Below are 24,250 nucleotides of genomic sequence, written 5' to 3' on the forward strand. Positions count from 1 at the left end.
TTAATCCTTGGTCACGCGATTGACTTCTTCCAGGCTGGTAATGCCCTGCATGGCTTTCGACAAGCCGGATGTTCGCAGGTCATTGAAACCATCCTTGCGCATCTGCCTGGAAATCTCCAGCGAGTTGCCTTCTTCCATGATGATGCGTTCCAGTTCCGGCGTTTTTTTCACGACCTCGTAAATGCCGACTCGGCCTCGATAACCACCGTTGCAGTGTTCGCATCCGACCGGCCCGTAGAGCTTGAAGGTGCCGACTTTCGACTCCGGGAAGCCTTCCTTGATCAGCGTTTCATGGGGCACATCGACCTCTTTCTTGCAATGGCTGCACAGCTTGCGCGCCAGTCGTTGGGCAATAATCAGATTGATCGCTGTGGCGATGTTGAACGCCGCAACGCCCATGTGGTGCAAGCGGGTCAGGGTCTCCGCCGCGCTGTTGGTGTGCAGCGTCGACAACACCATGTGACCGGTTTGAGACGCCTTGATCGCGATCTCGGCTGTTTCCAGGTCGCGAATCTCACCAACCATGATCACATCCGGATCCTGACGCAGAAACGCGCGCAACGCCTGGGAGAAGTCCATGCCTTGGCGTGGGTTGACGTTAACCTGATTAACGCCTTCGAGATTGATCTCCACCGGGTCTTCGGCGGTTGAAATATTGATATCCACCGTGTTGAGAATATTAAGGCCCGTGTACAGCGAAACGGTTTTGCCCGAGCCCGTCGGACCGGTCACCAGGATCATGCCCTGCGGCTGCTTCAGCGCTTCCAGATACAGCTCTTTCTGATCCGGCTCGTAGCCCAGAGCATCAATGCCCATCTGGGCGCTGGTCGGGTCGAGGATCCGCATCACGATCTTCTCGCCCCACAGGGTTGGGAGCGTGTTCATACGGAAGTCGATGGACTTGGTCTTGGACACGCGCAACTTGACCCGGCCGTCCTGAGGCTTGCGACGCTCCGAAATATCCAGGCTGGCCATGACCTTCAGGCGTGCTGCAATACGGTTGGCCAGATTGATCGGCGGCCGGGCAGCTTCGTGCAAAATTCCGTCAGTACGGAAACGTACGCGGAACACCTTTTCGTAAGGTTCGAAGTGCAGGTCGGATGAACCCAGTCGGATTGCGTCCAGCAGCATTTTATTGACGAATCGTACGACTGGAGCATCATCAGCGTCGTCGCGGCTGGTAATGGACGTTTCTTTGGCGTTTTCACCCGGATCTATATCCAGTTCCAGGTCGATGTCTGCCAGTGAGCCCAAGCCACTGTCGCTGTCGAAGAATCTGTCGATGGCAACACTGAGTTTGTCGTCTTCGACCAGAATAGCTTCAGTGTTCAGGCCAGTGCTGAACTGAATATCGGTCACAGCCTGATGGTTGGTCGGGTCCGAGATGCCAATAAAGAGTCGATTGCCGCGACGCCATAACGGCAACGCGTGATGCTGGCGAGCGAGCTTTTCGCTTACCAAACCCTTAGGCTGGCTTTCTTTATCAAGGCTGGAGAGGTCCATGAAGGGCACACCGAACTGCTCGGAGGCCATTTCTGCGAGAGTCAGACTCTTGACCAGTTTGTTCTGTACCAGGTAGCTGACCAGCGAAATCTTGTCGCGTCGCGCCTGTTGGAATGCCTGTTGGGCGGCTTTTTCGGAAAGAAGCTCGGCGACGACCAATTGCTTGGCCAGGCCGGTTAGGACAACGACATCACTCATAAAACCACCAGACGCAGACAGTGTGAGGTTTATAGCGCAGTCAGAGAGTGCTGCCAAATGGGATGATGGCATGTGACAAAAATTGTCAGTTTCTGCTGATTTCTGGGGTGCACATGTCGCTTATAGAAGCGTTTCGAGTCGGAAAAACAATACGGCGATGTTGGCACGACCTGTGCTGTCATGGTCTTAAGGCACCACATAATTGACGCCTCGGAGAAGTAGTAATGAAAGCACAAAAAGGTTTTACGCTGATCGAATTGATGATCGTCGTTGCGATTATTGGCATTTTGGCCGCTGTGGCACTGCCCGCCTATCAGGACTATGCCATCAGAAGTAAGGTGACTGAAGGTTTGGCACAAGCTGGATCTGCAAAGCTTGCAGTTGCTGAAACGGCAGCCAGCGTTGGTGGCGTGGCTAACGTGACCGCCGTTAACACTGGTTATGTCTTCAACGCAGTCGCTGGAACCAACGCTTATGTCGCAGCAGTAGCAATTGGCGCAGGTGGTGTCATCACTGTCACGACCAAAGAAACCGGTGCCGCAGTACAACCTGCATTTACTCTGACGCCAGCGCAGGCATCAGTAAACGATCAAATCACTTGGACTTGCGCAAGAACTGCAGGTCTCGCCAAGCATCTACCGTCCAGCTGCCGATAAACGTTAATAGTGTGAAGTCCCGATTACGGCTCGAGTCTGTTTCTGCTGAAAAGTTAGGGCTGCTTGAAAGTAATCACCGTTTTGCCCTGGTTGACATGAAATAACAAAACTCGGTCAGAAATGATCGGGTTTTTTGTTTCAGACAAGCGCGGAGCTGCTGCCGCACTGGTCAAGCGTCTTAGTCGGTTGCTGCCCGATGCTAGTCTACTAACCTTCCCCTAAGCCGAAATAGCTCAGCCCGGTAGAGCAGCGCACTCGTAACGCGAAGGTCGCAGGTTCGATTCCTGTTTTCGGCACCAGAAACTAAAAATCCCGATCATCACTGATCGGGATTTTTTTGTTTCAGGGCAAGCCTCTGCTTTACCTCACCACTTGATCCACCCGCGGCTGCGGCGGTCTGCGGAAGCGGCGGCGGATTACGACGACGATCATCACCAGCAGCACAATCAGCACGCCAAAGAAGATCGCGTTGAACACCGGGAACGGTTCGTCACGGGTGCTGACCGCTTCGACCTGGGTCACGTTGGGAAACATCGAGAGGATCTGGATGCGCCAGCCGTAATAGCGGATGAGCGCCAGTTGCTGGGCGTCACGCGAATAGCCCTGGGCCTTGGCCTGGATGTCGGCGGAGTCGAACTTGAAGTACCACGGGAAGCTCCAGCCGGTGTCTTCGTTGCGGTAGACCACAACGTTTTTGTTATCCGGGTGCTCGGTGTTGATGAAGTACACGTCGCGGGTCGGGCCGTCGGCCGGGTTTTCGGCGTTGATGACGCCGTCGGCGTCCATTCTTTTGACTTCTACGCCGGTGATCATCACGACATCATGGCGCGGCAGGACATAATAGAGGCTTAATGCACCGATCCCGAATGCTACGAATACCACAAGCCAAATCGACCTTTTAAGCCACTTCATACCAGCGTCCTCTGTTTAAAATTGCGTGACTTTGCCTTAATCCGAACATTTCGAAGCAAAACAGTTATTACAAAATTCGACAAGGCCGTTTGAGGCGGACCTGTCTTCCGGAGATTTACATGATTTGGTTCCTTGAAGGGCAGTCCAGCCAGCGTGAAGTGATCATGGGCGCTCGCGATGCCTTGCCCGCCTCGGTGCAGATTGTCGCATCCCATCGCCAGTTGCGGTCGGAGATTACCGGGCAGGCCGATGTGGCTCTGCAGGAACCGGCCGATAACGATGAGCGCATCGATTGGGTCATCGAGACGGCCCGGACGCTCGGCGTCAAGGTGATCGTGGCCGGACGCGTCGGCAGCCGTTACGAAGAGCAGCGTGGGCGCTTTGTCGCTGAAGGCTTGGACCTCGTCACCGGCGGAACGTCACTGAAGACCTTTCAGGATGTGGACGACAAGAACCGTTTCACGGCTGCGGCCGAATCGGCCGGTCTGGCCTGCATTCCAGGCATCCTGGCAAGCAATGCTCGGGAATTACAGGATGCCTATGACGCGTTGTCCGGTTCGGGCGAGGTCTGTATCAAGCCTACGGTCGGGATTTATGGTCAGGGCTTCTGGCGTTTCAAGGAGGGTGTCGACGACTTTCGCTGCTTCGCCAATCCCGATTCGCGCGAGACGACCTTCAGCGCGTACCTGAACGCTTATCGCCAGTCCGAAGACCGTCCACCAATGTTGCTGATGCCGTACATGCCCGGCAGCGAGTGTTCGGTGGACATGGTCTGCGAGCAGGGCAAGGCAGTGGCGTTTGTCGGGCGGCGCAAGCTGGGCCTGAACCAGACCTTCGAGCGCGACAGCGAGGCGGTCCGTCTGGCGGTCCGCGCCGCAGAGTATTTTGCCTGTGATGGACTGATCAACGTCCAGACCCGCGACGATGCGGACGGCAAGCCGCGTTTGCTGGAGATCAATCCGCGCTACTCGGGCGGTATTGGCTATACACGCGAAACCGGCATCAATCTGCCGGGCATTTTCGCCACACGGCGTCTGGGCTTGAAAGAACCGGAAACACATTGGCTCGACGATATTCGGGTCAAGGCCATCACCGTTGCTGTGCGGGCCACTGTATGATCCGCACAATAGATTTTTGCTATTACTAATCGCTCTTATCAGGGAGGATCGGGCATGAAGGTTCTGGCACCCGGTGCAAATACCGCTTTGGCAAACCCCCTTTGCACCTGGAATCTGGAGAGTGGCCGATCTTCGATTTTTGGCGAATACGCAGCAGTCGCTCTGCTCGCTGTCGATGAAAAGCGTCAGCCCATGGGTGATCCGGCGCTGCTGCATCAGGAACAGAGCTGGATGGAATGGAGCGGCGGCCCGCAGAATGTGGGCTGTACGCTGAAGCTGGATCGCCTCCCGGCTGGCAGTGACCGGGTGCTGCTGATGGTGTATGTGTTCTCGGCCACGGGGCCGATTCGCGAGATCGGCAGCCTGCATCTGCAGGTGGATAACGATATCGAGCATCGGGTTGACCTGCGGGACAACGGCGAAGCGGCGATCATCATCGGCGAGTTTTACAAGCGCAACGAACAATGGAAATTCCGGGCGTTGATCGAAGGCTCGGCGTACGGCCTGTCTGCTTTCGGGCGCAAGATAGGTCTGGAAGTCGATGATCGTCATCCACGGCGTCCGGCGGGCGCTCCGAACGGCGGCGGCTCGCACCATCAGTCGGCGACCGGAACGGCGTTCGTTGTAGGGCCTGCGCACGTGATGACCTGTGCACACGTTATCGAAGACATGAACGTCTTCCATATCAACTCGCTGGAAGGCCGTTACAAGGCCGAGCCTGTGGTGATTGATCGTCGTAATGACATCGCGCTGCTGCGCGTGCAGGGAGCCTCACCGTTATCTGCGGTTACGTTTCGCGACGGCCCTGGCTGCGAGCCAGGTGATAACGTCGTGGTGCTGGGTTATCCACTGGCCTCTATTTCCGGCGGCGGTTTGCAGGTGACGCAGGGCGGTATATCCGGGCTTTTTGGCCTGCACAGCGACGCCAGCCTGTTCCAGTTCACGGCGCCCATTCAACCGGGCTCCAGCGGCAGTCCTTTGTTTGACAGCGGCGGGGCGGTCATCGGGATGGTGACGTCCACGGTGCCGGACGGGCAAAACATGAACTTCGCGGTGAAGTCCGCTCTGCTTCTGTCCTTTTTGCAGGCGTGCCGCATCGATGCGCCGCATGCCAGATCGGAAAGGACTTACACCACTACAGAAATCACGCGTGCTGCCCAGTCGTCGCTGTGGCTCGTCGAAGCCTCACGCGACTGACGTTGGAATGTCTCTTGAGGAGACGTTTCGATCTGCAGGCGCCAGGGGTTGCGACCCCGTTAATCAGGAATTATCGATGGACAGCAGCGCAGCTTCTTCCACACCCGTCAGGCTTCGTGCTGATCTGCTTCGGGGCTCCCTTAATGTGAGCGTCAATGCGTCCACGATTGCCCCGGATTCACTGTTCGGCTTCGCTGAACGGCGTAACCCCAAGCGTGCGTTTCTGTTCGTTTCGCGCGTGCTGGGGCGGCACATACCAGTTCGTCCGAGTCTGATGCTCAAAAGCTTTCAGGATCTCGCGCACAAGATTCCTGCCGATCTTCCCGGCCCGGTGCTGGTCATCGGCATGGCGGAGACTGCTGTCGGTCTGGGGGCCGGCGTGCATCGTGCTTACAGCGCCACGCGTCCGGATGCGTTGTATCTGGTCAGTACGCGTCACCCGACAGGCACTGACCTGTTTGCGCGCTTCGAAGAAGAACACAGCCACGCCAGTGCTCACCTGATCCATCTGCCGACCGACCCTGCGCTGCGCGACATGATGCTCAATGCCCGTTCGCTGGTGCTGGTCGATGACGAGGCATCCACCGGCAAGACGTTTATCAACCTTCACCGCGCGCTGGTCGATGCCGGGCTCGACAAGCTCGAACGCGTCGTGACCTGCGTGCTGACCGATTGGTCGGCAGGTGCGGTCAGCACGTCGATGGGCGCATTGGCCGAGCAGGTCTCGCTGTTGCAGGGGTCCTACTCGTTCGATGAAGACCTGAGCGCCCCCATGCCTGACATGCCTGAAGTCGGCACCGTCGCCATGGGTGACTGGCCGCTGGTGACGGCCAATGACTGGGGGCGATTGGGCGTGCTGTCGGTGAACGACACGCTGGCCCCGGACATTCAGGTTGCCAAAGGCGAGCGGGTTCTGGTGGTGGGCACCAGCGAGTTCGTCTGGCGTCCGTTCCTGTTGGCCGAGCGCCTGGAAAAAGCCGGTGCCGATGTGCATTTCAGTTCGACCAGCCGTTCGCCGATTGCGCTGGGGCATGCCATCGATCACGCGCTGTCGTTCTCCGACAACTACGGGCTGGGCATTCCCAACTTTCTTTACAACGTGCGCCCCGGGCAGTTCGACCGGGTGCTGATCTGTACCGAAACGCCGAGCCAGGCCGTGCCTGCCGAACTGATTCAAGCGTTGAATGCCGAGGTGATCTGCGATGAATGATGTCCGCCCGTTGATCTTCGTCGATCTGGACGACACCTTGTTTCAGACCGCTCGCAAAACCCCCGCCGATATTGAAAAACATGTCGCCACGCTCGACATCAGCGGTCATGCCAACGGCTATATGACCAACGTGCAGAAGTCGTTCTCTCACTGGTTGCTGGCGCACTCCGATGTCGTGCCGGTCACCGCCCGCAGTGTCGAGGCCTTCAGTCGGGTCAAGCTGCCGTTCACTGCGGGCGCCATCTGCTCGCACGGCGGCGTCATGCTCGACGTGGTGGGGCGCGTCGATAAGGACTGGAACGAGCAGATGAAGCAGACGCTCGCGGCTTATCAATCGCGTCTCCATGAATTGTCGGCCGCTACGCTGGCCATTGGTCAGGACATGGGTGTGTCACTGCGCGGCTGGGTCGTCGAGGAAGCCCGACTGTTTCATTACGTGGTCACCAAGCACAATGAAAACGACGACAGCATCCTTACCCGAGTGCTGGCTGAGGTGCAGGCGCGCGGCTTGCTTGACGACATGCATGTCCATGGCAATGGCAACAATCTTGCGTTTCTGCCCAACGGTCTGGCCAAGCGCTATGCCGTTCAGGAATGGCTGCGTCGCGACAAGGCAATAAATGGCGAACGTCCGGTGCTCGGTTTTGGCGACAGCATTACCGACCTGGGTTTCATGGACGAGTGCCACTGGTGGGCGACGCCCGCGCGCAGTCAGTTGGCCAGAATGTTTGTCGGGGCTGCGCATGAGTAATCCGGTTCACGGGCTGGATACCGTGGGGAGCGGCAGTTATCTGGAAGGCGATGTGCATTTCCTGCTGCGTTGTGTCGAGATGCAGACCACGGATGTGCAGGAAAAGGAGCGTCTGATCCAGACGCAGCAAAAGCATTACTCGGAAATGATCAGCGAGGAAGCGGCCCCGAGCGCAGCGCATCAGGCCTTGTTCCAGCGCACGCTTTCGCAGAATGGCGCCCGTATGGCCGCAGACGTTCAATCTCTGGCGCAGGCGCTGGACCTCGAATGCCCGGAACCGGAGATCGTTCTGGTGTCGTTCGTGCGAGCAGGCCTGCCGCTCGGCGTGCTGCTGCGTCGTGCCTTGATTGATCTGGGGCGTGAAGCGCATCACTACGGCATCAGTATCATTCGCGACCGTGGAATCGACGAAGTGGCACTCGAGGCCATCATCAAGGCTCATGGTGCTCAGAACATCGTCTTCGTCGATGGCTGGACCGGCAAGGGCGCGATCTCGGGCGAAATCAAGCGCAGTCTGGCGGGGGATGCCCGGTTTCCCGACCAGCCGCGGCTTGTCGTGCTGGCCGATCCTTGCGGCAGCGCCTGGCTGGCGGCGTCCTGTGAAGACTGGGTGATCCCGTCCGGCATTCTGGGCGCTACCGTTTCCGGACTGGTGTCGCGCTCGATCTGGCCTGCCGAGGGTGGGCTGCATGGCTGCGTGGTCTACGATCACTTGCAGGCTCATGACGTCACCCGGTCGTTCATCGAAGAGATCGAGAACCATCGGCGGAACCTGAGTGCTACTGTCTCGGTGACACCATGGACGCCCGAGCAGCAGTTCGAACTCAAGGCGGCAGCGTCCGAGGTGGTCCAGCGTCTGGCCGAACGTTTTGAAGTCAGCAATCTGAATCGCGTGAAACCGGGCATTGCCGAAGCGACGCGTGCGGTCATGCGCCGTGTGCCGGACCACGTGCTGGTTCGCAACACCTCCGACAGCGACGTGCAATTGCTCATGCACCTGACCGAGAAAGCGGGCATTCCTGTCGAGCAGGTCGGCAGTGCCCTTGGGCCCTACAGGGCGGTAACCATCATCCGGAGTCTGAGCTAATGGCCTTATTCTCGCCTTATGCACTGGGGGCAACGTTGTACATGCCCGCTACCCGCGACGACATTCTGGATGTGGTGTTCGCTGAAAAGCTGCCCGAGCTTCGCTCGCTGGTCGTTTGTCTGGAGGACGCCGTTGCGCTGATTGACATCGAGACTGCGCTGGTCAACCTCCGGCAGGTACTGACCCGCATTCAGGATCGCGGCGGCCGTCCGGCCAATGGTCCCTTGCTGTTCGTTCGTCCCCGCGATGCAGCGATGGCGCGCATTCTCAATGACTGGCCATTAATGGTTCATGTCGACGGCTTTGTCGTACCCAAGCTCTCGTTGAAAACCTTGAGTAGCTGGGAGCAGGCTGTGACCAACCCGGCGCTGGCCCTGATGCCGACCCTGGAGACGCCGGAGGTGTTCAACCCGACGGCGATGGTCGAACTGGGTCAGGCGCTGAAAGCCAATCTGGACGAGCGGATCATTGCCTTGCGCATTGGCGGCAACGACCTGATGGGCTGCCTGGGGCTGCGCCGCAACCCGGCAATGACGTTGTACGGAACACCGATGGGGTATGTCATTCCGATGCTGGCCGGTGTGATGGGCTCGCAAGGGTTTGCGCTCACGGCTCCCGTGTTTGAGCAACTGGCCACGCCGGATATCCTGCAGCAGGAATTGACCCTGGATATTGCCAATGGTCTGGTCGGCAAGACCGCAATCCACCCATCGCAGGTCAATATCATTCAGAATGCACTTCGCGTCAGCCTGGAAGACATGAATTCGGCCCGGATGATTTTGAACTCTGTTGCGCCGGCCGTGTTCAAGTACAACGACGCGATGTGTGAACCGGCGACCCATTACAAATGGGCAACCCACATCATGGAGCGCGCCAAATGGCATGGAGTGTTACCCGCACCCGCTTCGATCATGGATGCCAGCATTCGACTCGCTGAGGCAGTTAGCTAGATGATAGAACCTGACCTTGAAGTCGAAGTGGAACAGCGCCTGCTGGCGGTGTTCGACTTCGACGGGACCATTACCCGACACGACAGCTTCGTTCCTTTTCTCAAATTCGCTTTTGGGCAGCGCGCCTTTTCCGTGCGCATGGCCAGACTGGTATTGCCCAGCATCGGTTACCTGACCAAACGCGTGACGCGCGACGAGCTCAAGGGCCGTCTGATCAAGGCTTTTCTGACCGGCGTCGACGCGCAATGGCTTCAGCAGAAAGCCGAGGCCTTCTGCGAACTCTACTGGAAACGCCTGATGCGTCCTGCGGCTCTGGAGTCGATTGCGGCCGAACTGGAGAAGGGTGCCATTGTCACGCTTTGTTCAGCTTCGCCTGCTATGGTCCTGCAACCGTTCGCCGATCGGCTGAAAGTAGAGCTGATCGGAACCAATCTTGAAGTGATCGACGGCAAACTCACCGGCTTGATCGAAGGCAGCAATTGCCGCTGCGACTCCAAGGTTGCGCGACTGGAAAGTGTTTACGGACCGCTCAACAAATTCCGCCTGCGCGCCTGGGGCGATACGCGAGGTGATCACGAATTGCTCGCTGCAGCGCAGGATGCACACTGGCGTCACTTCCATCCGACGTGGCGAAAAGGGCGTTACAAAGGTCCCATTAACGCCAAGTTACACAATCCAGATGGCAAAGATGGGCCAACACGGTAAGGCTGTAACACTTTTATCCGATTTCCGTAGTCCACATGGAGCGAAAAATGGCACTCACTTTGGCGAAAAACCAGACGATCTCGCTTGAGAAAACCGCTGGTACAGGCCTCAAGAAAGTCAGCATGGGCCTGGGATGGGACCCGGAAAAGGCAAGTGGATTCTTCGGCAAACTGTTGGGCGGCGGCGGTGGCGACATCGATCTGGACGCTTCCTGCATCATGCTCGACGCTGACAGGAAGCCACTGGACCTGGTGTGGTTCCGTCAACTGCAATCGCGTGATGGTGCCATTCAGCACTCTGGCGACAACCGTACCGGCGAAGGCGCGGGCGATGACGAAACCATCAGTGTCGACCTTGAGAAACTGCCTGCCACCGTGAAATATCTGGTCTTCACGGTCAACTCCTTCACTGGACAGAACTTCGAGAAAGTTGCGAACGCTTATTGCCGCATCGTCGATCTGGGCTCGCGTAATGAACTGGGCCGCTTCGACCTGTCCGAAAAAGGTCAGCACACCGGTGTCGTGATGTCCTATCTGTCGCGTACACCGAGCGGCTGGGACTTTACTGCCGTGGGGCAGGTGACCAATGGCCGTACCGCCGATGACCTGGTCGATCTGGCCATCGGAGCCGTACGCGCATGACCCAACTTGTCCCAGGCGCCAATGCGCCAGTAGCTGCCGGGCCTTTGACGGTTGACGTCAGCTACTCCCCTCTGGCGGGCGCGGACATCGACGTGTCCGCCTTTCTGCTGACCGGCTCAGGCAAGGTCCGTGGTGATCAGGACATGTGCTTTTACGGCCAGAAAAGCGTGAACGGTGGTGCGGTCCAATTGACGGAAACGTCGGCTGGCCGTGCCGTGTTCACCCTTGACCCCAGCCGTCTGGACGCGGTCATCGAGAAAGTCGCCCTGACCGCGACCATTTATGAGAACAAGGCCCGCTTCGACAGCGTCTCGCGTCTGGCATTGACCATCACTGGCGGTATCGAAGCCGACATTCCCACCAGCGGCATGAAAGAAACTGCGCTGATTCTTGGCGAGTTCTACCTGCGGCAGGGTGCCTGGAAATTTCGTTGCGTGGCGCAGGGTTTTGCAGGCGGTCTTGAGCCGCTGGCAAAGAACTTTGGCGTTGACGTCGCAGCCCCTCAGGATCAGCCTGCACCTGCACCTGCACCTGCACCTGCACCTGCACCTGCACCTGCACCTGCACCTGCACCGCCGCCTCCAGTCAAATCCACTGTGAGCCTGAGCAAGATCACGCTGGACAAGACGCGCGCCTCGGTGAGTCTGGAAAAGACCAGTGCAGGGTTTGGCGAGATCCGCGTCAACCTGAACTGGAACCGTCGTAGCGAAGCCAAGAGCAGCGGCTTCTTCTCGATGAAGAAGAGCAATGCCATCGACCTTGATGTAGGCTGCCTGTTCGAATTGCAGGACGGGCTCAAAGGTGCCGTTCAGGCGCTGGGCAATTCGTTCGGCTCGCTCAACACCGAGCCGTTCATCAAATTGATGGGCGACGACCGCACCGGCTCTGTCAGCGATGGCGAGTGGTTGCACATCAACGGTGCCCACTGGAGCAGGATTCGGCGGATTCTGGTTTACGCATTCATCTATGAAGGCGCGCCAAACTGGAAAGAGACCGACGGAGTTGTCACTATCCATGCCCCGGGCCAGCCGCCCATCGAGGTTCGCCTCAATGAAGAAGGTGGTCGTCAGGGCATGTGTGCAATTGCCTTGCTGGAAAATGACAACGGTGCCGTCAAGGTGACGCGTCGTGTGGATTTCCACAACGGGCACAGCAACATGGACAAAGCCTACGGCTGGGGCATGCGCTGGGCTGCCGGTTCCAAGTAAACAACATTTTGATATTTCTGAAGCTGGCCGTGCCGCTTCACAGGAGATGGACATGCTGGACTGGTTGAAAACTAACGCAACAGCGGCTCGTGAAAAACTGGCTACCGAAGTCTCGAAATTCAAGAACCGTGAATTCATGGATGCCGTGGTTTCCGGTTGCGCTCTGGTATCTGCCGCCGATGGCGATATCAGTTCCAGCGAAAAGCAGAAGATGGCGGGCTTCATCCAGAACTCTCAGGAACTGAAAGTTTTCGACATGAAGGACGTCATCCAGGGCTTCCAGGAAGCGTGCTCCAAGTTCGAATTCGACTTTGAGATTGGTCGCGCCGAAGCGTTGAAAACCATCGGCAAGATCAAAAAGAAAGAAGATGCCTCCCGTTTGCTGGTGCGTGTCTGCTGTGCCATTGGTGGTGCAGATGGCAGCTTCGACGAGAAAGAGCGGGAAGTCTGCCGCACGATCTGTCGTGAGCTTGGCCTGACCCCGTCCGATTTCGACCTGTAATTTTTTACCCTAAGGAACGCAGTTAAATGGAAAGCACCTCTCTAGGCTTCCCTCCACTCACGATGGCCGTATTCATTGGCCTGGCCATTACGGCCATGGCCATCGACATGTTTTCCCACCGCGGGAACAAGCCGATCACGCTCGCTCAGGCCTCCGCCTGGTCGATCTTCTGGGTCGCCATTTCGCTGGCGTTTGCCGGTTTTCTGTATGTTCAGCACGGCTCTGAAGTTGCCACGCTGTTCGTTACCGGCTATGCGCTGGAAAAAGTACTGAGCGTCGACAACCTGTTCGTGTTCATGGCCTTGTTCACCTGGTTCAAGATCCCGGACGGCCTGCGCCACCGCGTTCTGTACTGGGGCATCATCGGTGCCATCGTCTTCCGCGGCATTTTCGTCGCCATTGGTACCGGCCTGCTGGCTCTGGGCCCGTGGGTCGAAGTGGTGTTCGCAATCATCGTTGCCTGGACGGCCATCATGATGCTGCGTGCCGGTGATGACGACGACGAAGAAATCGACTACTCCCAGCACATGGCTTATCGCTTCGCCAAGAAGCTGTTCCCGGTATGGCCAAAGCTGCACGGCAGCAATTTCTTCGTCCGCCGCTCGGTGTTGGAAGAGGAGGTCAAGAAGCCTGAGAACGCCGGTATTACCCTGGCTGCCAAGGGTGCTCTGTTCGCAACGCCGTTGTTCCTGTGTCTGGTCGTGGCTGAAATCTCCGACGTACTGTTCGCGTTCGACTCCGTGCCGGCCATCATCGCCGTCAGCCGTGAGCCTCTGATCGTGTTCTCGGCGATGCTGTTCGCGATTCTTGGTCTGCGTACCCTGTACTTCGTACTGGAAGCCCTCAAGCGTTACCTGGTGCATCTGGAAAAGGCAGTCATCGCACTGCTGTTCTTTATCGCCATCAAGTTGGGCCTGAACGCGACAAACCACATTTTCCATCACGGTTACGAGATCAGCGCCAATACCAGTCTGCTGGTGGTAGTGGTTGTTCTGGTAATCGGTATCGTCGCCAGCCTGCTTTTCCCGGGTAAAGAAGAGCCGGCTGAAGAAAAAGCGTAAAAACACTGGATATAGGAGATAACCAAATCATGGCTTTGACTCTGCAAAAAGGTGGCAACCTTTCGCTGTCGAAAACCGACCCTACCCTGACCAACGTTCTCATTGGTCTGGGCTGGGATCCGCGTGCCACTGATGGCCAGGACTTTGACCTGGACGCCAGCGCATTCCTGTTGGGCGCCAATGGCAAGGTCCGCAGTGAAGCTGACTTCATTTTCTACAACCAGCTCAAAAGCGCCGACGGTTCAGTCGAGCACACCGGTGACAACCGCACTGGCGCCGGCGACGGCGATGACGAAGTGGTCAAGGTCGATCTGGCACGTGTACCTGCCGATGTCGATAAAATCGTGTTTGTCGTGACCATTCATGAAGCCGATGCCCGCAAGCAGAACTTCGGTCAGGTAGGCGGTTCGTTCATCCGCGTGGTGAATGAAAAGAGCTCTGCCGAAGTCGTTCGCTACGACCTGGCAGAAGATGCTTCGACCGAGACGGCAATGGTCTTCGCCGAGCTCTACCGCAACGCTGGCGAGTGGAAATTCCGTGCGATTGGCCAAGGCTACGCAGGTGGCCTCAAGGCCGTCGCCAATTCGTATGGCATGAACTTCTGATTCGTCCCCCATTCTTTTAGAAAAGGATCAAGCACATGGCTGTAAGTCTGAGTAAAGGCGGTAACGTTTCCCTGTCCAAGGAAGCGCCTGGTCTGACGGAAGTGACCGTGGGTCTGGGCTGGGATCCGCGCGTTACCGACGGTACCGAGTTCGACCTGGACGCTTCCATTTTCATCGTCGGTGAAAACGGTAAGGTTCTGGACGAAACCGGCTTCATTTTCTACAACAACAAGAAGTCTGCCGACGGTTCTGTCGAGCACTTGGGCGATAACCGCTCCGGCGCTGGCGAAGGCGACGACGAGTCTGCTGTGGTCAAGCTGGGTGGCCTGGCGGCCACCGTCAAGAAGCTGGTGTTCGCAGTGACGATTCACTCGGCCGACGAGCGCAAGCAGAACTTCGGTCAGGTCCAGAACGCTTACATCCGCGTTCTGAACAAGGCTGATGGCAAGGAAATCGCTCGCTACGACCTGTCGGAAGACGCGTCGACCGAAACGGCGATGATCTTCGGCGAACTGTATCGCAACGGTGAAGAGTTCAAGTTCAAGGCCATCGGCCAAGGCTTCGCAGGCGGTCTCAAGTCGCTGGCAGAAGCACACGGCGTGTCGATCGGCTAATCCCGAACATCGCCCAATAAAAAAAACCCGCCAGCGATGGCGGGGGTTTTTTATTGGCGTTCTATCAGGTGTTACAGAATCCCCGCGCCCTTGGCTGCCTTGAGCCAGTCCGGGAATTCTTCCATCAGCAAGTCATACAGCTTTTCTTCCGGCACTTCGTCCAGTCGGTCCAAGGCGAAGAAGTTGCAGTTGTCGACCACTCGACCGTCCATGTCGTCCAGCTTTTCCAGAATCCCGTAACCGCGTCCACCAAGGCCCACGAACTGCCAGAAGATCGGCAGTCTGGCGGCTTCGACCATCAGTTTGCTGATCTCGCGATCCTGATGCACGCCACCGTCACTGATGAATAGAATATAAATCGGTGTCCTGTCACCTGACTGCTTGTAGTAGTCGATGACCTTGCGCATCGCCTTGGGCTCGTCGTTGACGCGAGCGCCCAACTCCCAGTTCTTCCAACCGCCGTGATCGTTCTTGATGAAGTCCTTGAAGTTGGCCAGCGTGACGGCCGACAGTTGCTGGGGTTTGGCACCGAACGCCCAGCAGTCCAGCGCGCCGTCGTCATCGAAGTGCACGGCAAGAGGAATCAGCCGATCCACCACTTCCTGTACGTGTCCACGGGTGTATTGAGGGTTCATGGAGCCCGATGCATCCAGCACCAGGCCGACCCGCGCCCTGGTGTCGGTCAGGTTGGCTTTTTCCAGGCTGACCTGCGCTTTCTTGGCAAGGCTCACCAGTTGAGGTGCTGCAGCGGCGATCTTCTTTTCCAGGGAGATTTTCGCGGGTGCAACGGGTGCAGGCGCGGGAGCCTCAGCGACCTCACCACCGAAATGCACCACCAGCGCGTCGAGCCCGGCGTTGTAGCCCTGCAGGTTCGAAGCGATGCGCCACTCCCCGTTCTTGCGATAGATGTCCGCGACCATGATCGCCTTCTCGGCGGCGAAGGTCGCGCCGGAGAATTCGCAACGTGCGACCTCAATGCCGTTTTTCCTGATGCTGAACTGACTGGCCTGAATGTCGCTCATGGCGCCAGCGCCATCAATCGATGCGGTAAACACCAGGCGGTCGATGGAGGCGGGCAGGTCGGACAGTGCGAGCTGGAAGTCGCCGCCATTTACTTGCTTGACGCTGTTGCAGGGGCTGGCCGGCTGATTGAAGAAGATCATGTAGCGGTCATCCGACAGCTTGCCGTTGGCATCGACGCCGAAACAGACATAGTCGATGACATGTGCCGACTTGATGTCGATGGACAGCGTAAGGTCAGTGTCTTGAATCAGTGTCGAAAGAGGGATGCGTTGACCTTGAGAGATAAGCATGTTTCTTCCTTGGCGATGAGGGCGCCCATGCGCCCTGGGTGACATGTTCGAGGTTAGCGTTCGCTTCTGCCCACGCCCGCAGGTCCGGCTGCCAGCATGCGCCCGGCCAGGCGCGAGAAAGGCAGGCTTTGCAGCCACACGGTGCCGGGGCCGGTGAGTCTGGCGAAGAACATGCCTTCGCCGCCGAACAGCATCGATTTGATGCCGCCGCCCACCATGCGGATGTCGTAATCGACCGTTTGAGTCATGGCCGCCAGACAGCCAGTGTCTACATCCAGTCCTTCGCCGGCAGCCAGTTCGATCTTGCGCACGGTGCCGCCCATGTGCACGAATACCCAGCCGTCGCCTTCAAGCTTTTGCAGCACGAAGCCTTCGCCGCCAAACAGGCCGGTGAGGATTTTCTTCTGGAACTGGATGCCAATGGAGACGCCTTTGGCACCGGCCAGAAAGCTGTCTTTCTGGCAGATCAGCTTGCCGCCGAAGTCGCTCAGATTCAGCGGCAGAATGGTGCCGGGGTAGGGGGCCGCGAATGCGACGCGACCTTTGCCGGAGCCCTGTTGCGAGAAGACGGTAGTGAACAGACTTTCGCCGGTCAGCATGCGTTTGCCTGCGCCGAACAGCGAGCCCAGCAGCCCCGATGACTGATTGCTGCCGTCGCCGAAGATGGTTTCCATCTGCACATCACAGGTTTTGTACATCAATGCCCCGGCCTCGGCGACTGCGCTTTCACCGCGATCTAGTTCCAGTTCGACGAACTGGGTTTCCGTGCCGAACAGCTTGAAGTCTACGCCATCGGTCGTGCTGCCCGAGCCGTAACCACCCGAGGCATTCGGATCGGGTGTGAAGGACGGACGCTTCAGCGGCGCTCCGCTCTGTGGTGGTGCCGAAACGGTGGAGGGCGTTGCCTGTGCAGGCAGCGCCGAAGGCTTTGGCTGAATCATGTCCGGCGTCGGGTCGGGGAACGGCGTGACGCCATCCTTCTTCAGGGCGCGCACTTCTGCGACTTGATAAATGGGCTTCCAGTCCGCCATGCCTGGTTTCCAGCACCAGGCGCCTGGCGATTCGCGAGCGATGAGCCGCGCGGCCGCTGAATCCAGCGGGCCGAGTTGCCTGCCCGCGTTCATGACATACCAGTCTTCCAAGGCGTTTGCTCCTTCCAGCCTGATGAGTGATGAAAAATCGTAGTCGCGGGCGGGCTGTCAGATGCTCAAGCGCATCGACAGATCCACGGCTTTGACGTCTTTGGTCATCGCGCCGATGGAAATGTAATCCACGCCGGTCTCGGCGATGACCTGCAGGGTGTCTTCGTTGATCCCCCCGCTGGCTTCGAGCTTGGCGCGGCCTGCGTTCAGTCGGACCGCTTCACGCATGTCATCCAGGCTCAGTTCGTCGAGCATGATGATGTCCGCTCCGGCATCCAGCGCCTGCTTGAGTTCGGCCAGGCTTTCCACCTCGACCTCCACCGGCTTGCCGGGCGCAATCCTGTGAGCGGCTTCGACGGACTGTGCAATACCACCGCAGGCTGCGATGTGGTTTTCCTTGATCAGGAACGCATCGTACAGGCCGATGCGGTGGTTATGGCAGCCGCCACAGGTGACCGCATATTTCTGCGCCAGACGCAGACCGGGCAGGGTCTTGCGCGTATCGAGCAGTTTGACCTGAGTGCCTGAAACCCTGTCTGCAAAGTACTGCGCCCGCGTGGCCACGCCTGACAACAGTTGCAGAAAGTTGAGCGCACTGCGCTCGCCGGTCAGCAGCGAGCGGGCCGGGCCTTCCAGGTGAAACAGTGCCTGATCGGGGCTGACACGATCGCCGTCGCTGACCTGCCAATGCACGGCGACGCGAGGGTCCAATTGACGGAAGACGGCATCAACCCAGGCGGTCCCTGCAATCACGGCAGCATCGCGCGAGATGATCGTGGCCTTGGCCAGTCGCTCTGCCGGGATCAGTTGGGCAGTAATGTCGCCGCTGCCGACGTCCTCAAGCAATGCGCGACGCACATTGGCTTCGATTTCGGCGGTCAGGGCGGCAAGGCGTAAATTCGGCATAGCGGGCTCCACTCACAAAGTCGAACGAGTATAAGGCACGGCTCTCGTGTAACCCACCCGTGCCAGGTGCGATGTCTGCCTGTCGAGACATGCTGTTGGTCGGTTTTGTAAAAAGCTTTGCGATGTAACGCAAAACACGCGGTCTACCCACGCATAGCGGTTCAGGTGCTCCGCCCTTTCGGGTGCGAAAGAGACTGCTGGCGTTGAATACATGTTTTGAAAGATAATCCGACCAGTATTTGACGTCAGAGCTTTGACGTGGCGCCTGATCATTGGAATCTTTTTCCAGATCAAGGTCTGTGCGAGGTTCAGGTAGTTTCCTGTAGAGGGTGTAATGCCGAACGACGAAAAAGTAGTGCCGTTGAGCAAGGTGTCATCTGCGCTGGGGGCCAATGCACCTCTTGCCCGGCTGCCTGTTGTGTTGCTGCAAGTGCGTGACAAGGCCGCACAGCAACTCAAGGAAGCGCTGCAGGCGCTGTTCGACAATGCTGACGACACACTTTTCGAGATGGCCGACCGTGCCAGGAGCAACACCGAACAGGGCATCTTTTTCGAAGCGATGCGCGACCTTCGTCTCAAGCGTAAAAGCATAGAACGCGGCTTTCTCGACAAATTCTACGAGTCCTTCCTCTCTCTTGGTCAGTACCGGATCACCGAGCCTGTCCTTCCTGCTGCGGTTTCGTTCGACAAGCTGGCACTGGTTCAGAACGACGATCTGGAAAAGACCGTTGCGGTCGATGCCATGGTCGCCAAGGTCATGAGCCGCGACAGTCTCGCGCTCGGTCAGCTTACGGCACGTCTCAATGCATTGTTGACTCAGCCGGTCACCGACGAAACCAATCCGGTCGGCCCGGCGGTCCTGTGTCGGCTTTTTCTTGAGGCCGCGCGCAATCTGGGTGTCGAGATCAAGGTCAAGCTGATCATTCTCAAGCTGTTCGAGCGTTACGTGCTCAGCAACACTGATCACCTCTACGCCGAGGCCAACCAGCTGCTGATTGCCACGGGTATCCTGCCCGACATGAAAGCGCTGCCGGCACGCCGCTCCTCTGATCGCCCGGCATCAAGGCCGATGGCCTCGGAACTTTCCGATCCTGCTCTGGCGCAGGCCGCTGACAAGCTCGACAAGGGCGTGCAGGAAGTATTTTCGGCGCTCCAGGAGCTGCTGCTGCAGGTGCGGGGCAGCCTCGCGCCACGCCACAAGCTCGATGATGACGTAAGACCGATCTCCAGCAAGGACCTGTTGCGCCTGCTTTCCCATTTGCAGCAGTACGTGCCTTCACAGGAAACCACCGATGAGTTCGATCTGCGTAACCAGTTGGAGCAGTTGCTGACGCGGGTCAGTGTCAGGAGCGGAAAATCCCGCAGCGTGGGCTCGGGCGACGAGGATGTCATCAACCTGATTGCGATGCTGTTCGAGTTCATCCTCGATGATCGCAACCTGCCGCCCTCACTGCGTGCCTTGATTGGGCGCCTGCAGATTCCAATGCTCAAGGTCGCGGTGCTCGACAAGAGCTTCTTCAGCCGTGGCAGCCATCCTGCCCGTCGTCTGCTCAACGAGATTGCCACCGCGGCGCTTGGCTGGGGTGGACGTGATGATTACCAGCGCGATTCGCTCTACCTGCGCGTCGAACATATCGTCCAGCGCCTGCTCAACGATTTTGTCGACGATCCGGCGATCTTCTCCGAGTTGCTGGCGGATTTTCTCGCGTTTACCAGCGACGAGCGTCGTCGTAGCGAACTGCTTGAGCAGCGTACCCGCGATGCCGAGGAGGGGCGGGCGCGAGCTGAACTGGCGCGTCAGCGTGTCCAGCAGGAGCTGAATCAGCGTCTGCTGGGCAAGACCCTGCCGGAGGCGGTAGTGCGCCTGCTTCAGGAAGCCTGGAGCAAGGTGCTGTTGCTGACCTGCCTCAAGCACGGTGACGGCTCGGCTGAATGGCAGGCCGGACTGGCGACCATGGATGAGTTGGTCTGGAGCGTCGAGCTGCACAACGATCCTGAGGCGCGTCAGCAATTGCTGGATCTGGTGCCCGGCTTGCTCAAGGCACTGCGCGACGGTCTGAGCAGTGCTGCATTCGATCCGTTCGCCACCAGCGAATTCTTCAGCCAGCTGGAATCGCTGCACGTGCAGGCATTCCAGCATTTTTCCCGCTTGCAGGACGCCGACGTCCAGACCGACCCGCCTTCCATGTTGGTCGCCGAACGGCCGACCATGATGGAAGTCATGGAAGAAATCGTTCTGATCGCGCCAGAGGAGGCAGGCCTGGCCGAGCCCGCCGTCCAGTTGCCCGCCGATGATGACGGTCTGCGCATGGTGGAGACGTTGCGCGTGGGGTGCTGGGTCGAGATCCAGGAAGACGAAGAGCACAAGCTGCGCTGCAAGCTGACCGCAATCGTCGAGCCGAGCGGGCGTTATGTCTTCGTCAACCGTACTGGCATGAAGGTACTGGAAAAGACTCGCATGGGCCTTGCTGTCGAGTTTCGTCGCGGCGCTGTGCGCGTTCTGGACGATGCGCTGCTGTTCGACCGGGCGCTGGAGTCCGTGATCAGCAACCTGCGCAAGCTCAAGGGCGCCTGATTCCTGCGACCCAGCCCGTTGCGGGCGGGCTTACCGTCGTCCTGTAGGGTTCGAGCTTCACGCCAAACAGCCATTTCTTATGGCATACAGGGCTGTTCAATTCCCACATCCTTTTTTATCGCGGGCATACTGAGCGCCATTCATGTGTCTGCTCAAGGAGCTTCCATGCAGCTCGATTTCGCCAGTGGCTGGTGCCAGGGTGTTGAGCACTGCCCTTCGCCCAACTTCAATTCGCGTCCCGAAGGCGAAATCTCGTTGCTGGTGATCCACAATATCAGCCTGCCGCCTGCTCAATTCAAGACCGGTAAGGTCCAGGCGTTTTTCCAGAATCAGCTGGACACCACCGAGCATCCTTACTTCGAAGGCATTGCCCATCTGACGGTTTCGGCTCATTTTCTGATTGAACGTGATGGCGACGTCATTCAGTTCGTCTCTTGCCTTGATCGGGCGTGGCACGCAGGTGTTTCCAGTTTTCAGGGCCGTGAAGGCTGCAATGATTTCTCCATCGGCATCGAACTTGAAGGGACGGATGACCAGCCTTTCACCGATGCGCAGTACGCCGCGTTGATCGAATTGACACGCCAGTTGCAGCGGGCCTTTACCGCCATCACCCTTGAGCGTATTTGTGGCCACAGTGACATAGCGCCGGGACGCAAGACCGATCCGGGGCCCTGTTTTGACTGGGGCAGATTTCAAGCGGCTTTGCAGGATTGAAGTGAGGGACGAGCAATGAGTTTTCTGGTGTTACTGCTGGCTGTTCTGGTGGAGAAGTTTTCTGCGCTGCGTCAGCGTGTGCAGCGTGATGGTCCTTTTCTGAAGCAGATGGCGCGACTTGAAGCCGGGCCGCGAACCGCGTCGCGACCCTGGCTGATCCTGGCCCTGTTGGTGCTGTTGCCGGTTGTCGTGCTGCAACTGGTGCTGACTGTCGTGGGTTCGGTGGCCTACGGCTGGCTGGCCCTGCCGATTCATCTGCTGGTGCTGATCTACAGCCTGGGGCGTGGCGATCTTATTGCTGCCCTGGGTCCGTTTCGTGATGCCTGCCGGCGCGGCGATGCTCAGGCGGCCGTGCATGTTGCCGAGCGGGACATGGGCGTGCAGGCCGATGACAGTCAGCAACTGCTGCAGGGCGTGCAGAGCTACATGCTCTGGCAGGCTCATCAGAGTTTCTTCGCGGTCATCTTCTGGTATTTCCTGTTGGGCCCGGTGGCGGCGCTGGCTTATCGCCTGCTGGCACTTGCCGCCGAACACGGTACCACTCCGGCACTGGTCGAGCGGGCCGCGCAATTGCGTCACGCTTTCGACTGGGTGCCGGTCAGGTTGCTGGCGGCCAGCTTCGCTCTGGTGGGTAATTTCGTGGCGGTCAGCCGCCTGATGCTTCACGAACTGCTCAACTGGAATATCAGCGCGGCGCAACTGATCACGCGTATCGGATGCGCGGCCAGTGAGGTTCCGTCGCCGGTATTGGGTGCCGAAGGTGTCAGCAGTCTCGATATGCTCTGGGAGTTGCTGATCCGTGCCGCCATCGTGTGGTATGCAGGTTTTGCACTGTGGACGCTGCTGGTCTGATGAGGCCTTAACGTGGCCAGCCGAACAGGTCGTGCGCGTTTCGCGTACTGGCCTGAGCCAGGTGCTCCGGGCTGACGTTCATCAACGCGGCCAGCGCGGTGCAGATGTTGGGCAAATGCTCGGGGCTGTTGCGCTGATTGGGAAACATGGCGGGCGCCATGTCCGGCGAGTCCGTTTCAAGCACTACGCTGTCCAGCGGCAGTTCGGCAATGACCCGGTGCATGCGTAATGCCTGAGGCCAGGTCGCTGCGCCGCCCAGACCCAGCTTGAAACCCAGTTTGATGTATTCCCGTGCCTCTTCCCGGCTGCCTGCGAAGGCATGAATGACGCCGCTGCGCTTGAGCTTGTGACGCTTGAGTGTTGCGATCACATCGGCGTGGCTGCGCCTCACATGCAGCAGGACGGGCAGGTCGAATTCAGCCGCCAGTTGTAACTGCGCCTCGAAGACCTGCTGCTGACGCGCCTTGTCCAGACCTTCAATGTAATAATCCAGCCCGATCTCGCCTACTGCGCAAAGCTGAGGATGGCCCTTGTAGCGCGTCAGCCAGTCACCCAGTTCCGTCAGGTGCTCGGGTCGGTGTTCGTCGATGTAGACCGGGTGCAGCCCGAATGCCGCGTGCAGTGCGGGATTTTCGAGGGTCAGGTCCCACAGTCGCTGCCAGTTACGTTGATAGACACCGAGCACCACCATGCGCTGCACACCCAGCGACCGACAGCGATCCAGAACCTGCGCACGATCTGCGTCGAAGTCCGGAAAGTCCAGGTGGGTATGGGTGTCGATCAGCGCCATGCTCATTCCTTGTGAATGCGTTGCTTGAAGGTGCGCACGATGGCATGTACGCCGGGCTGATATTCATTTTTCTGAATGGCTGTCAGTGCCAGTTGCAGAGCAGTTTCGGCAATTTTCTGATGCTGCTGTGCCATGGCGTTGACCGGAAGCGGCAGGAAATCCAGCAACTGGGTGTCACCGAAAGTCCCCAGGTGAAGCGAGGTGGAGTTCAGCGTCTGGCTTTGCAGAACGTCGAACACACCTTGCAGCAACACATACGAGGTGGTGATGAGTGCATCAGGGAAATGTCCGAGACGCTGCAGCATTTCCGTCATCAGGCGCTGGCCGCACTGTCTGCTGAACGCTTCGCCATGCTCCACGATGGTGGTTCCGGCAAAACCGTTGAGAGCATGTTCGAAGCCGGCCGCACGGGCACGACTGATGCTCAGCTCCGGCCGGGCGCCGAGCAGGGCGATGTGCCGAGGGTTGGTTTCCAGCAGACTGTGGGTCAGTTGCAGGCTGGCATCGTGGTCGTCGCTGACCACCGAGCAGAAAAATTCCGGGTTCATTTCCCGGTCGATGGCGATGATCGGGAGGCCCTTGAGCTGCAGTTCGCGATAGCTGTCATCACTGGGCGGCAGGCAGCTGGCGACCAGTAACGCATCGCAGCGGCGTGCGCGAAATACCTGCAGCAATTGCAACTCGCTGACGGGGTCGTCATCGGAACTGGCGATCAGCAACTGATAACCCAGTGCCCGCGCGCCTTGTTCCAGCAACTTGGCAATGCGTGCATAACTGGGGTTTTCCAGATCCGGCAGGATAAAGCCCAGCGTCTTGCTGTGCCGACTGCGCAAGCCTGCTGCCTGTGGGTTGGGTCGAAAGTCATGTTCCTCCACCACGGCCCGCACTCGCTCGACCGTGGCGGGGCTGATGCGCTGTTGCTCAGCCTTGCCGTTGATCACGTAACTGGCCGTGGTGACGGAAACACCTGCCAGACGCGCAATATCGCTCAGTTTCACCGCAAATTTCCTTTTGTTATTGGCATGGCTTACGACAGTCGA

General features: G+C 58.4%; 24 protein-coding genes and 1 tRNA gene. 18 read left to right on the top strand and 7 right to left on the bottom strand.

Annotated features, from left to right (window positions below; all coding sequences use genetic code 11):
* Positions 1-1,701 (bottom strand): type IV-A pilus assembly ATPase PilB, encoded by a 1,701-nt coding sequence (gene pilB / locus KDX39_RS20740; RefSeq protein WP_231661650.1) that lies wholly within the window; start codon positions 1,699-1,701, stop codon positions 1-3.
* A 224-nt stretch (positions 1,702-1,925) separates the two neighbouring features.
* Here pilB and KDX39_RS20745 point away from each other — a divergent pair, with 224 nt between their 5' ends.
* A complete protein-coding gene (locus tag KDX39_RS20745) occupies positions 1,926-2,357 on the top strand; it encodes a pilin (RefSeq protein ID WP_231661651.1) in 432 nt (143 codons plus the stop codon).
* 222 nt (positions 2,358-2,579) lie between these two features.
* Positions 2,580-2,656, top strand: a tRNA-Thr gene (locus tag KDX39_RS20750).
* 61 nt (positions 2,657-2,717) lie between these two features.
* On the opposite strand, the gene KDX39_RS20755 is transcribed toward KDX39_RS20750, so the two are convergent.
* Positions 2,718-3,269, bottom strand: coding sequence for a DUF1523 family protein (locus KDX39_RS20755; protein ID WP_231661652.1), 552 nt, complete (start codon positions 3,267-3,269; stop codon positions 2,718-2,720).
* A 119-nt stretch (positions 3,270-3,388) separates the two neighbouring features.
* Here KDX39_RS20755 and KDX39_RS20760 point away from each other — a divergent pair, with 119 nt between their 5' ends.
* The 13 genes from KDX39_RS20760 (at position 3,389) to KDX39_RS20820 (ending at position 14,918) form a co-directional block, all read left to right on the top strand.
* Positions 3,389-4,387, top strand: a complete 999-nt coding sequence (locus KDX39_RS20760) for an ATP-grasp domain-containing protein (RefSeq protein WP_231661653.1) — start codon at positions 3,389-3,391, stop codon at positions 4,385-4,387.
* Between the two features lie 54 nt (positions 4,388-4,441).
* On the top strand, positions 4,442-5,584 hold the full coding sequence (locus KDX39_RS20765; protein WP_231661654.1) for a trypsin-like peptidase domain-containing protein: 1,143 nt from the start codon (positions 4,442-4,444) through the stop codon (positions 5,582-5,584).
* A 76-nt stretch (positions 5,585-5,660) separates the two neighbouring features.
* Positions 5,661-6,794, top strand: a complete 1,134-nt coding sequence (locus KDX39_RS20770; RefSeq protein ID WP_210042295.1) for a phosphoribosyltransferase domain-containing protein — start codon at positions 5,661-5,663, stop codon at positions 6,792-6,794.
* On the top strand, positions 6,787-7,545 hold the full coding sequence (locus tag KDX39_RS20775; protein WP_099226373.1) for a trehalose phosphatase: 759 nt from the start codon (positions 6,787-6,789) through the stop codon (positions 7,543-7,545). Before KDX39_RS20770 ends, KDX39_RS20775 begins: the two co-directional genes overlap by 8 nt.
* Complete coding sequence (locus KDX39_RS20780; protein WP_231661655.1) at positions 7,538-8,632, top strand: cysteine protease StiP domain-containing protein; 1,095 nt, start codon at positions 7,538-7,540, stop codon at positions 8,630-8,632. Before KDX39_RS20775 ends, KDX39_RS20780 begins: the two co-directional genes overlap by 8 nt.
* Complete coding sequence (locus tag KDX39_RS20785; RefSeq protein ID WP_231661656.1) at positions 8,632-9,582, top strand: HpcH/HpaI aldolase/citrate lyase family protein; 951 nt, start codon at positions 8,632-8,634, stop codon at positions 9,580-9,582. The genes KDX39_RS20780 and KDX39_RS20785 overlap by 1 nt, the downstream gene beginning before the upstream one ends.
* Positions 9,583-10,287 carry an HAD family hydrolase gene (locus tag KDX39_RS20790; protein WP_231661657.1) on the top strand — a complete coding sequence of 235 codons (705 nt, stop codon included), beginning with the start codon at positions 9,583-9,585 and terminating at the stop codon, positions 10,285-10,287. It begins immediately after the preceding gene.
* A 47-nt stretch (positions 10,288-10,334) separates the two neighbouring features.
* Positions 10,335-10,928 carry a TerD family protein gene (locus tag KDX39_RS20795; protein ID WP_231661658.1) on the top strand — a complete coding sequence of 198 codons (594 nt, stop codon included), beginning with the start codon at positions 10,335-10,337 and terminating at the stop codon, positions 10,926-10,928.
* Positions 10,925-12,136 (top strand): TerD family protein, encoded by a 1,212-nt coding sequence (locus KDX39_RS20800; protein ID WP_231661659.1) that lies wholly within the window; start codon positions 10,925-10,927, stop codon positions 12,134-12,136. Before KDX39_RS20795 ends, KDX39_RS20800 begins: the two co-directional genes overlap by 4 nt.
* A 52-nt stretch (positions 12,137-12,188) precedes the next feature.
* Complete coding sequence (locus KDX39_RS20805; RefSeq protein WP_099226368.1) at positions 12,189-12,638, top strand: tellurite resistance TerB family protein; 450 nt, start codon at positions 12,189-12,191, stop codon at positions 12,636-12,638.
* A 26-nt stretch (positions 12,639-12,664) separates the two neighbouring features.
* Positions 12,665-13,699 (top strand): TerC/Alx family metal homeostasis membrane protein, encoded by a 1,035-nt coding sequence (locus tag KDX39_RS20810; protein WP_099226367.1) that lies wholly within the window; start codon positions 12,665-12,667, stop codon positions 13,697-13,699.
* A gap of 29 nt (positions 13,700-13,728) precedes the next feature.
* Positions 13,729-14,304: a TerD family protein gene (locus KDX39_RS20815; protein ID WP_004887480.1), complete on the top strand. Its 576-nt coding sequence runs from the start codon at positions 13,729-13,731 to the stop codon at positions 14,302-14,304.
* Between the two features lie 35 nt (positions 14,305-14,339).
* On the top strand, positions 14,340-14,918 hold the full coding sequence (locus KDX39_RS20820) for a TerD family protein (protein WP_099226365.1): 579 nt from the start codon (positions 14,340-14,342) through the stop codon (positions 14,916-14,918).
* 71 nt (positions 14,919-14,989) lie between these two features.
* On the opposite strand, the gene KDX39_RS20825 is transcribed toward KDX39_RS20820, so the two are convergent.
* Genes KDX39_RS20825 through nadC form a run of 3 tightly spaced genes read right to left on the bottom strand, consistent with a single transcriptional unit; the run spans position 14,990 to position 18,279 of the window.
* Positions 14,990-16,231 (bottom strand): VWA domain-containing protein, encoded by a 1,242-nt coding sequence (locus tag KDX39_RS20825; protein WP_231661660.1) that lies wholly within the window; start codon positions 16,229-16,231, stop codon positions 14,990-14,992.
* 53 nt (positions 16,232-16,284) lie between these two features.
* Positions 16,285-17,373, bottom strand: coding sequence for an AIM24 family protein (locus KDX39_RS20830; RefSeq protein WP_231661661.1), 1,089 nt, complete (start codon positions 17,371-17,373; stop codon positions 16,285-16,287).
* Between the two features lie 57 nt (positions 17,374-17,430).
* Entirely contained in the window at positions 17,431-18,279 is an 849-nt protein-coding gene (gene nadC / locus KDX39_RS20835) for a carboxylating nicotinate-nucleotide diphosphorylase (protein WP_231661662.1), read from the bottom strand.
* Positions 18,280-18,613: 334 nt separating this feature from the next.
* Here nadC and KDX39_RS20840 point away from each other — a divergent pair, with 334 nt between their 5' ends.
* From KDX39_RS20840 to ampE, 3 genes are all read left to right on the top strand, one after another.
* Positions 18,614-20,854 (top strand): DUF1631 domain-containing protein, encoded by a 2,241-nt coding sequence (locus KDX39_RS20840; RefSeq protein WP_231661663.1) that lies wholly within the window; start codon positions 18,614-18,616, stop codon positions 20,852-20,854.
* A 165-nt stretch (positions 20,855-21,019) separates the two neighbouring features.
* A complete protein-coding gene (gene ampD, locus KDX39_RS20845) occupies positions 21,020-21,568 on the top strand; it encodes a 1,6-anhydro-N-acetylmuramyl-L-alanine amidase AmpD (RefSeq protein ID WP_231661664.1) in 549 nt (182 codons plus the stop codon).
* 15 nt (positions 21,569-21,583) lie between these two features.
* A complete protein-coding gene (gene ampE, locus KDX39_RS20850; protein WP_231661665.1) occupies positions 21,584-22,420 on the top strand; it encodes a regulatory signaling modulator protein AmpE in 837 nt (278 codons plus the stop codon).
* Positions 22,421-22,427: 7 nt separating this feature from the next.
* Here ampE and KDX39_RS20855 read toward each other — a convergent pair whose 3' ends face one another.
* Together KDX39_RS20855 and cra are read right to left on the bottom strand one after the other, a co-directional pair.
* Complete coding sequence (locus KDX39_RS20855) at positions 22,428-23,216, bottom strand: TatD family hydrolase (RefSeq protein WP_231661666.1); 789 nt, start codon at positions 23,214-23,216, stop codon at positions 22,428-22,430.
* A complete protein-coding gene (gene cra, locus KDX39_RS20860) occupies positions 23,213-24,208 on the bottom strand; it encodes a catabolite repressor/activator (RefSeq protein ID WP_231661667.1) in 996 nt (331 codons plus the stop codon). The genes KDX39_RS20855 and cra overlap by 4 nt, the downstream gene beginning before the upstream one ends.
* Positions 24,209-24,250 lie beyond the last annotated feature (42 nt).

Source organism: Pseudomonas sp. CDFA 610 (genome assembly GCF_021147865.1).
GTDB lineage: Bacteria > Pseudomonadota > Gammaproteobacteria > Pseudomonadales > Pseudomonadaceae > Aquipseudomonas > Aquipseudomonas alliivorans.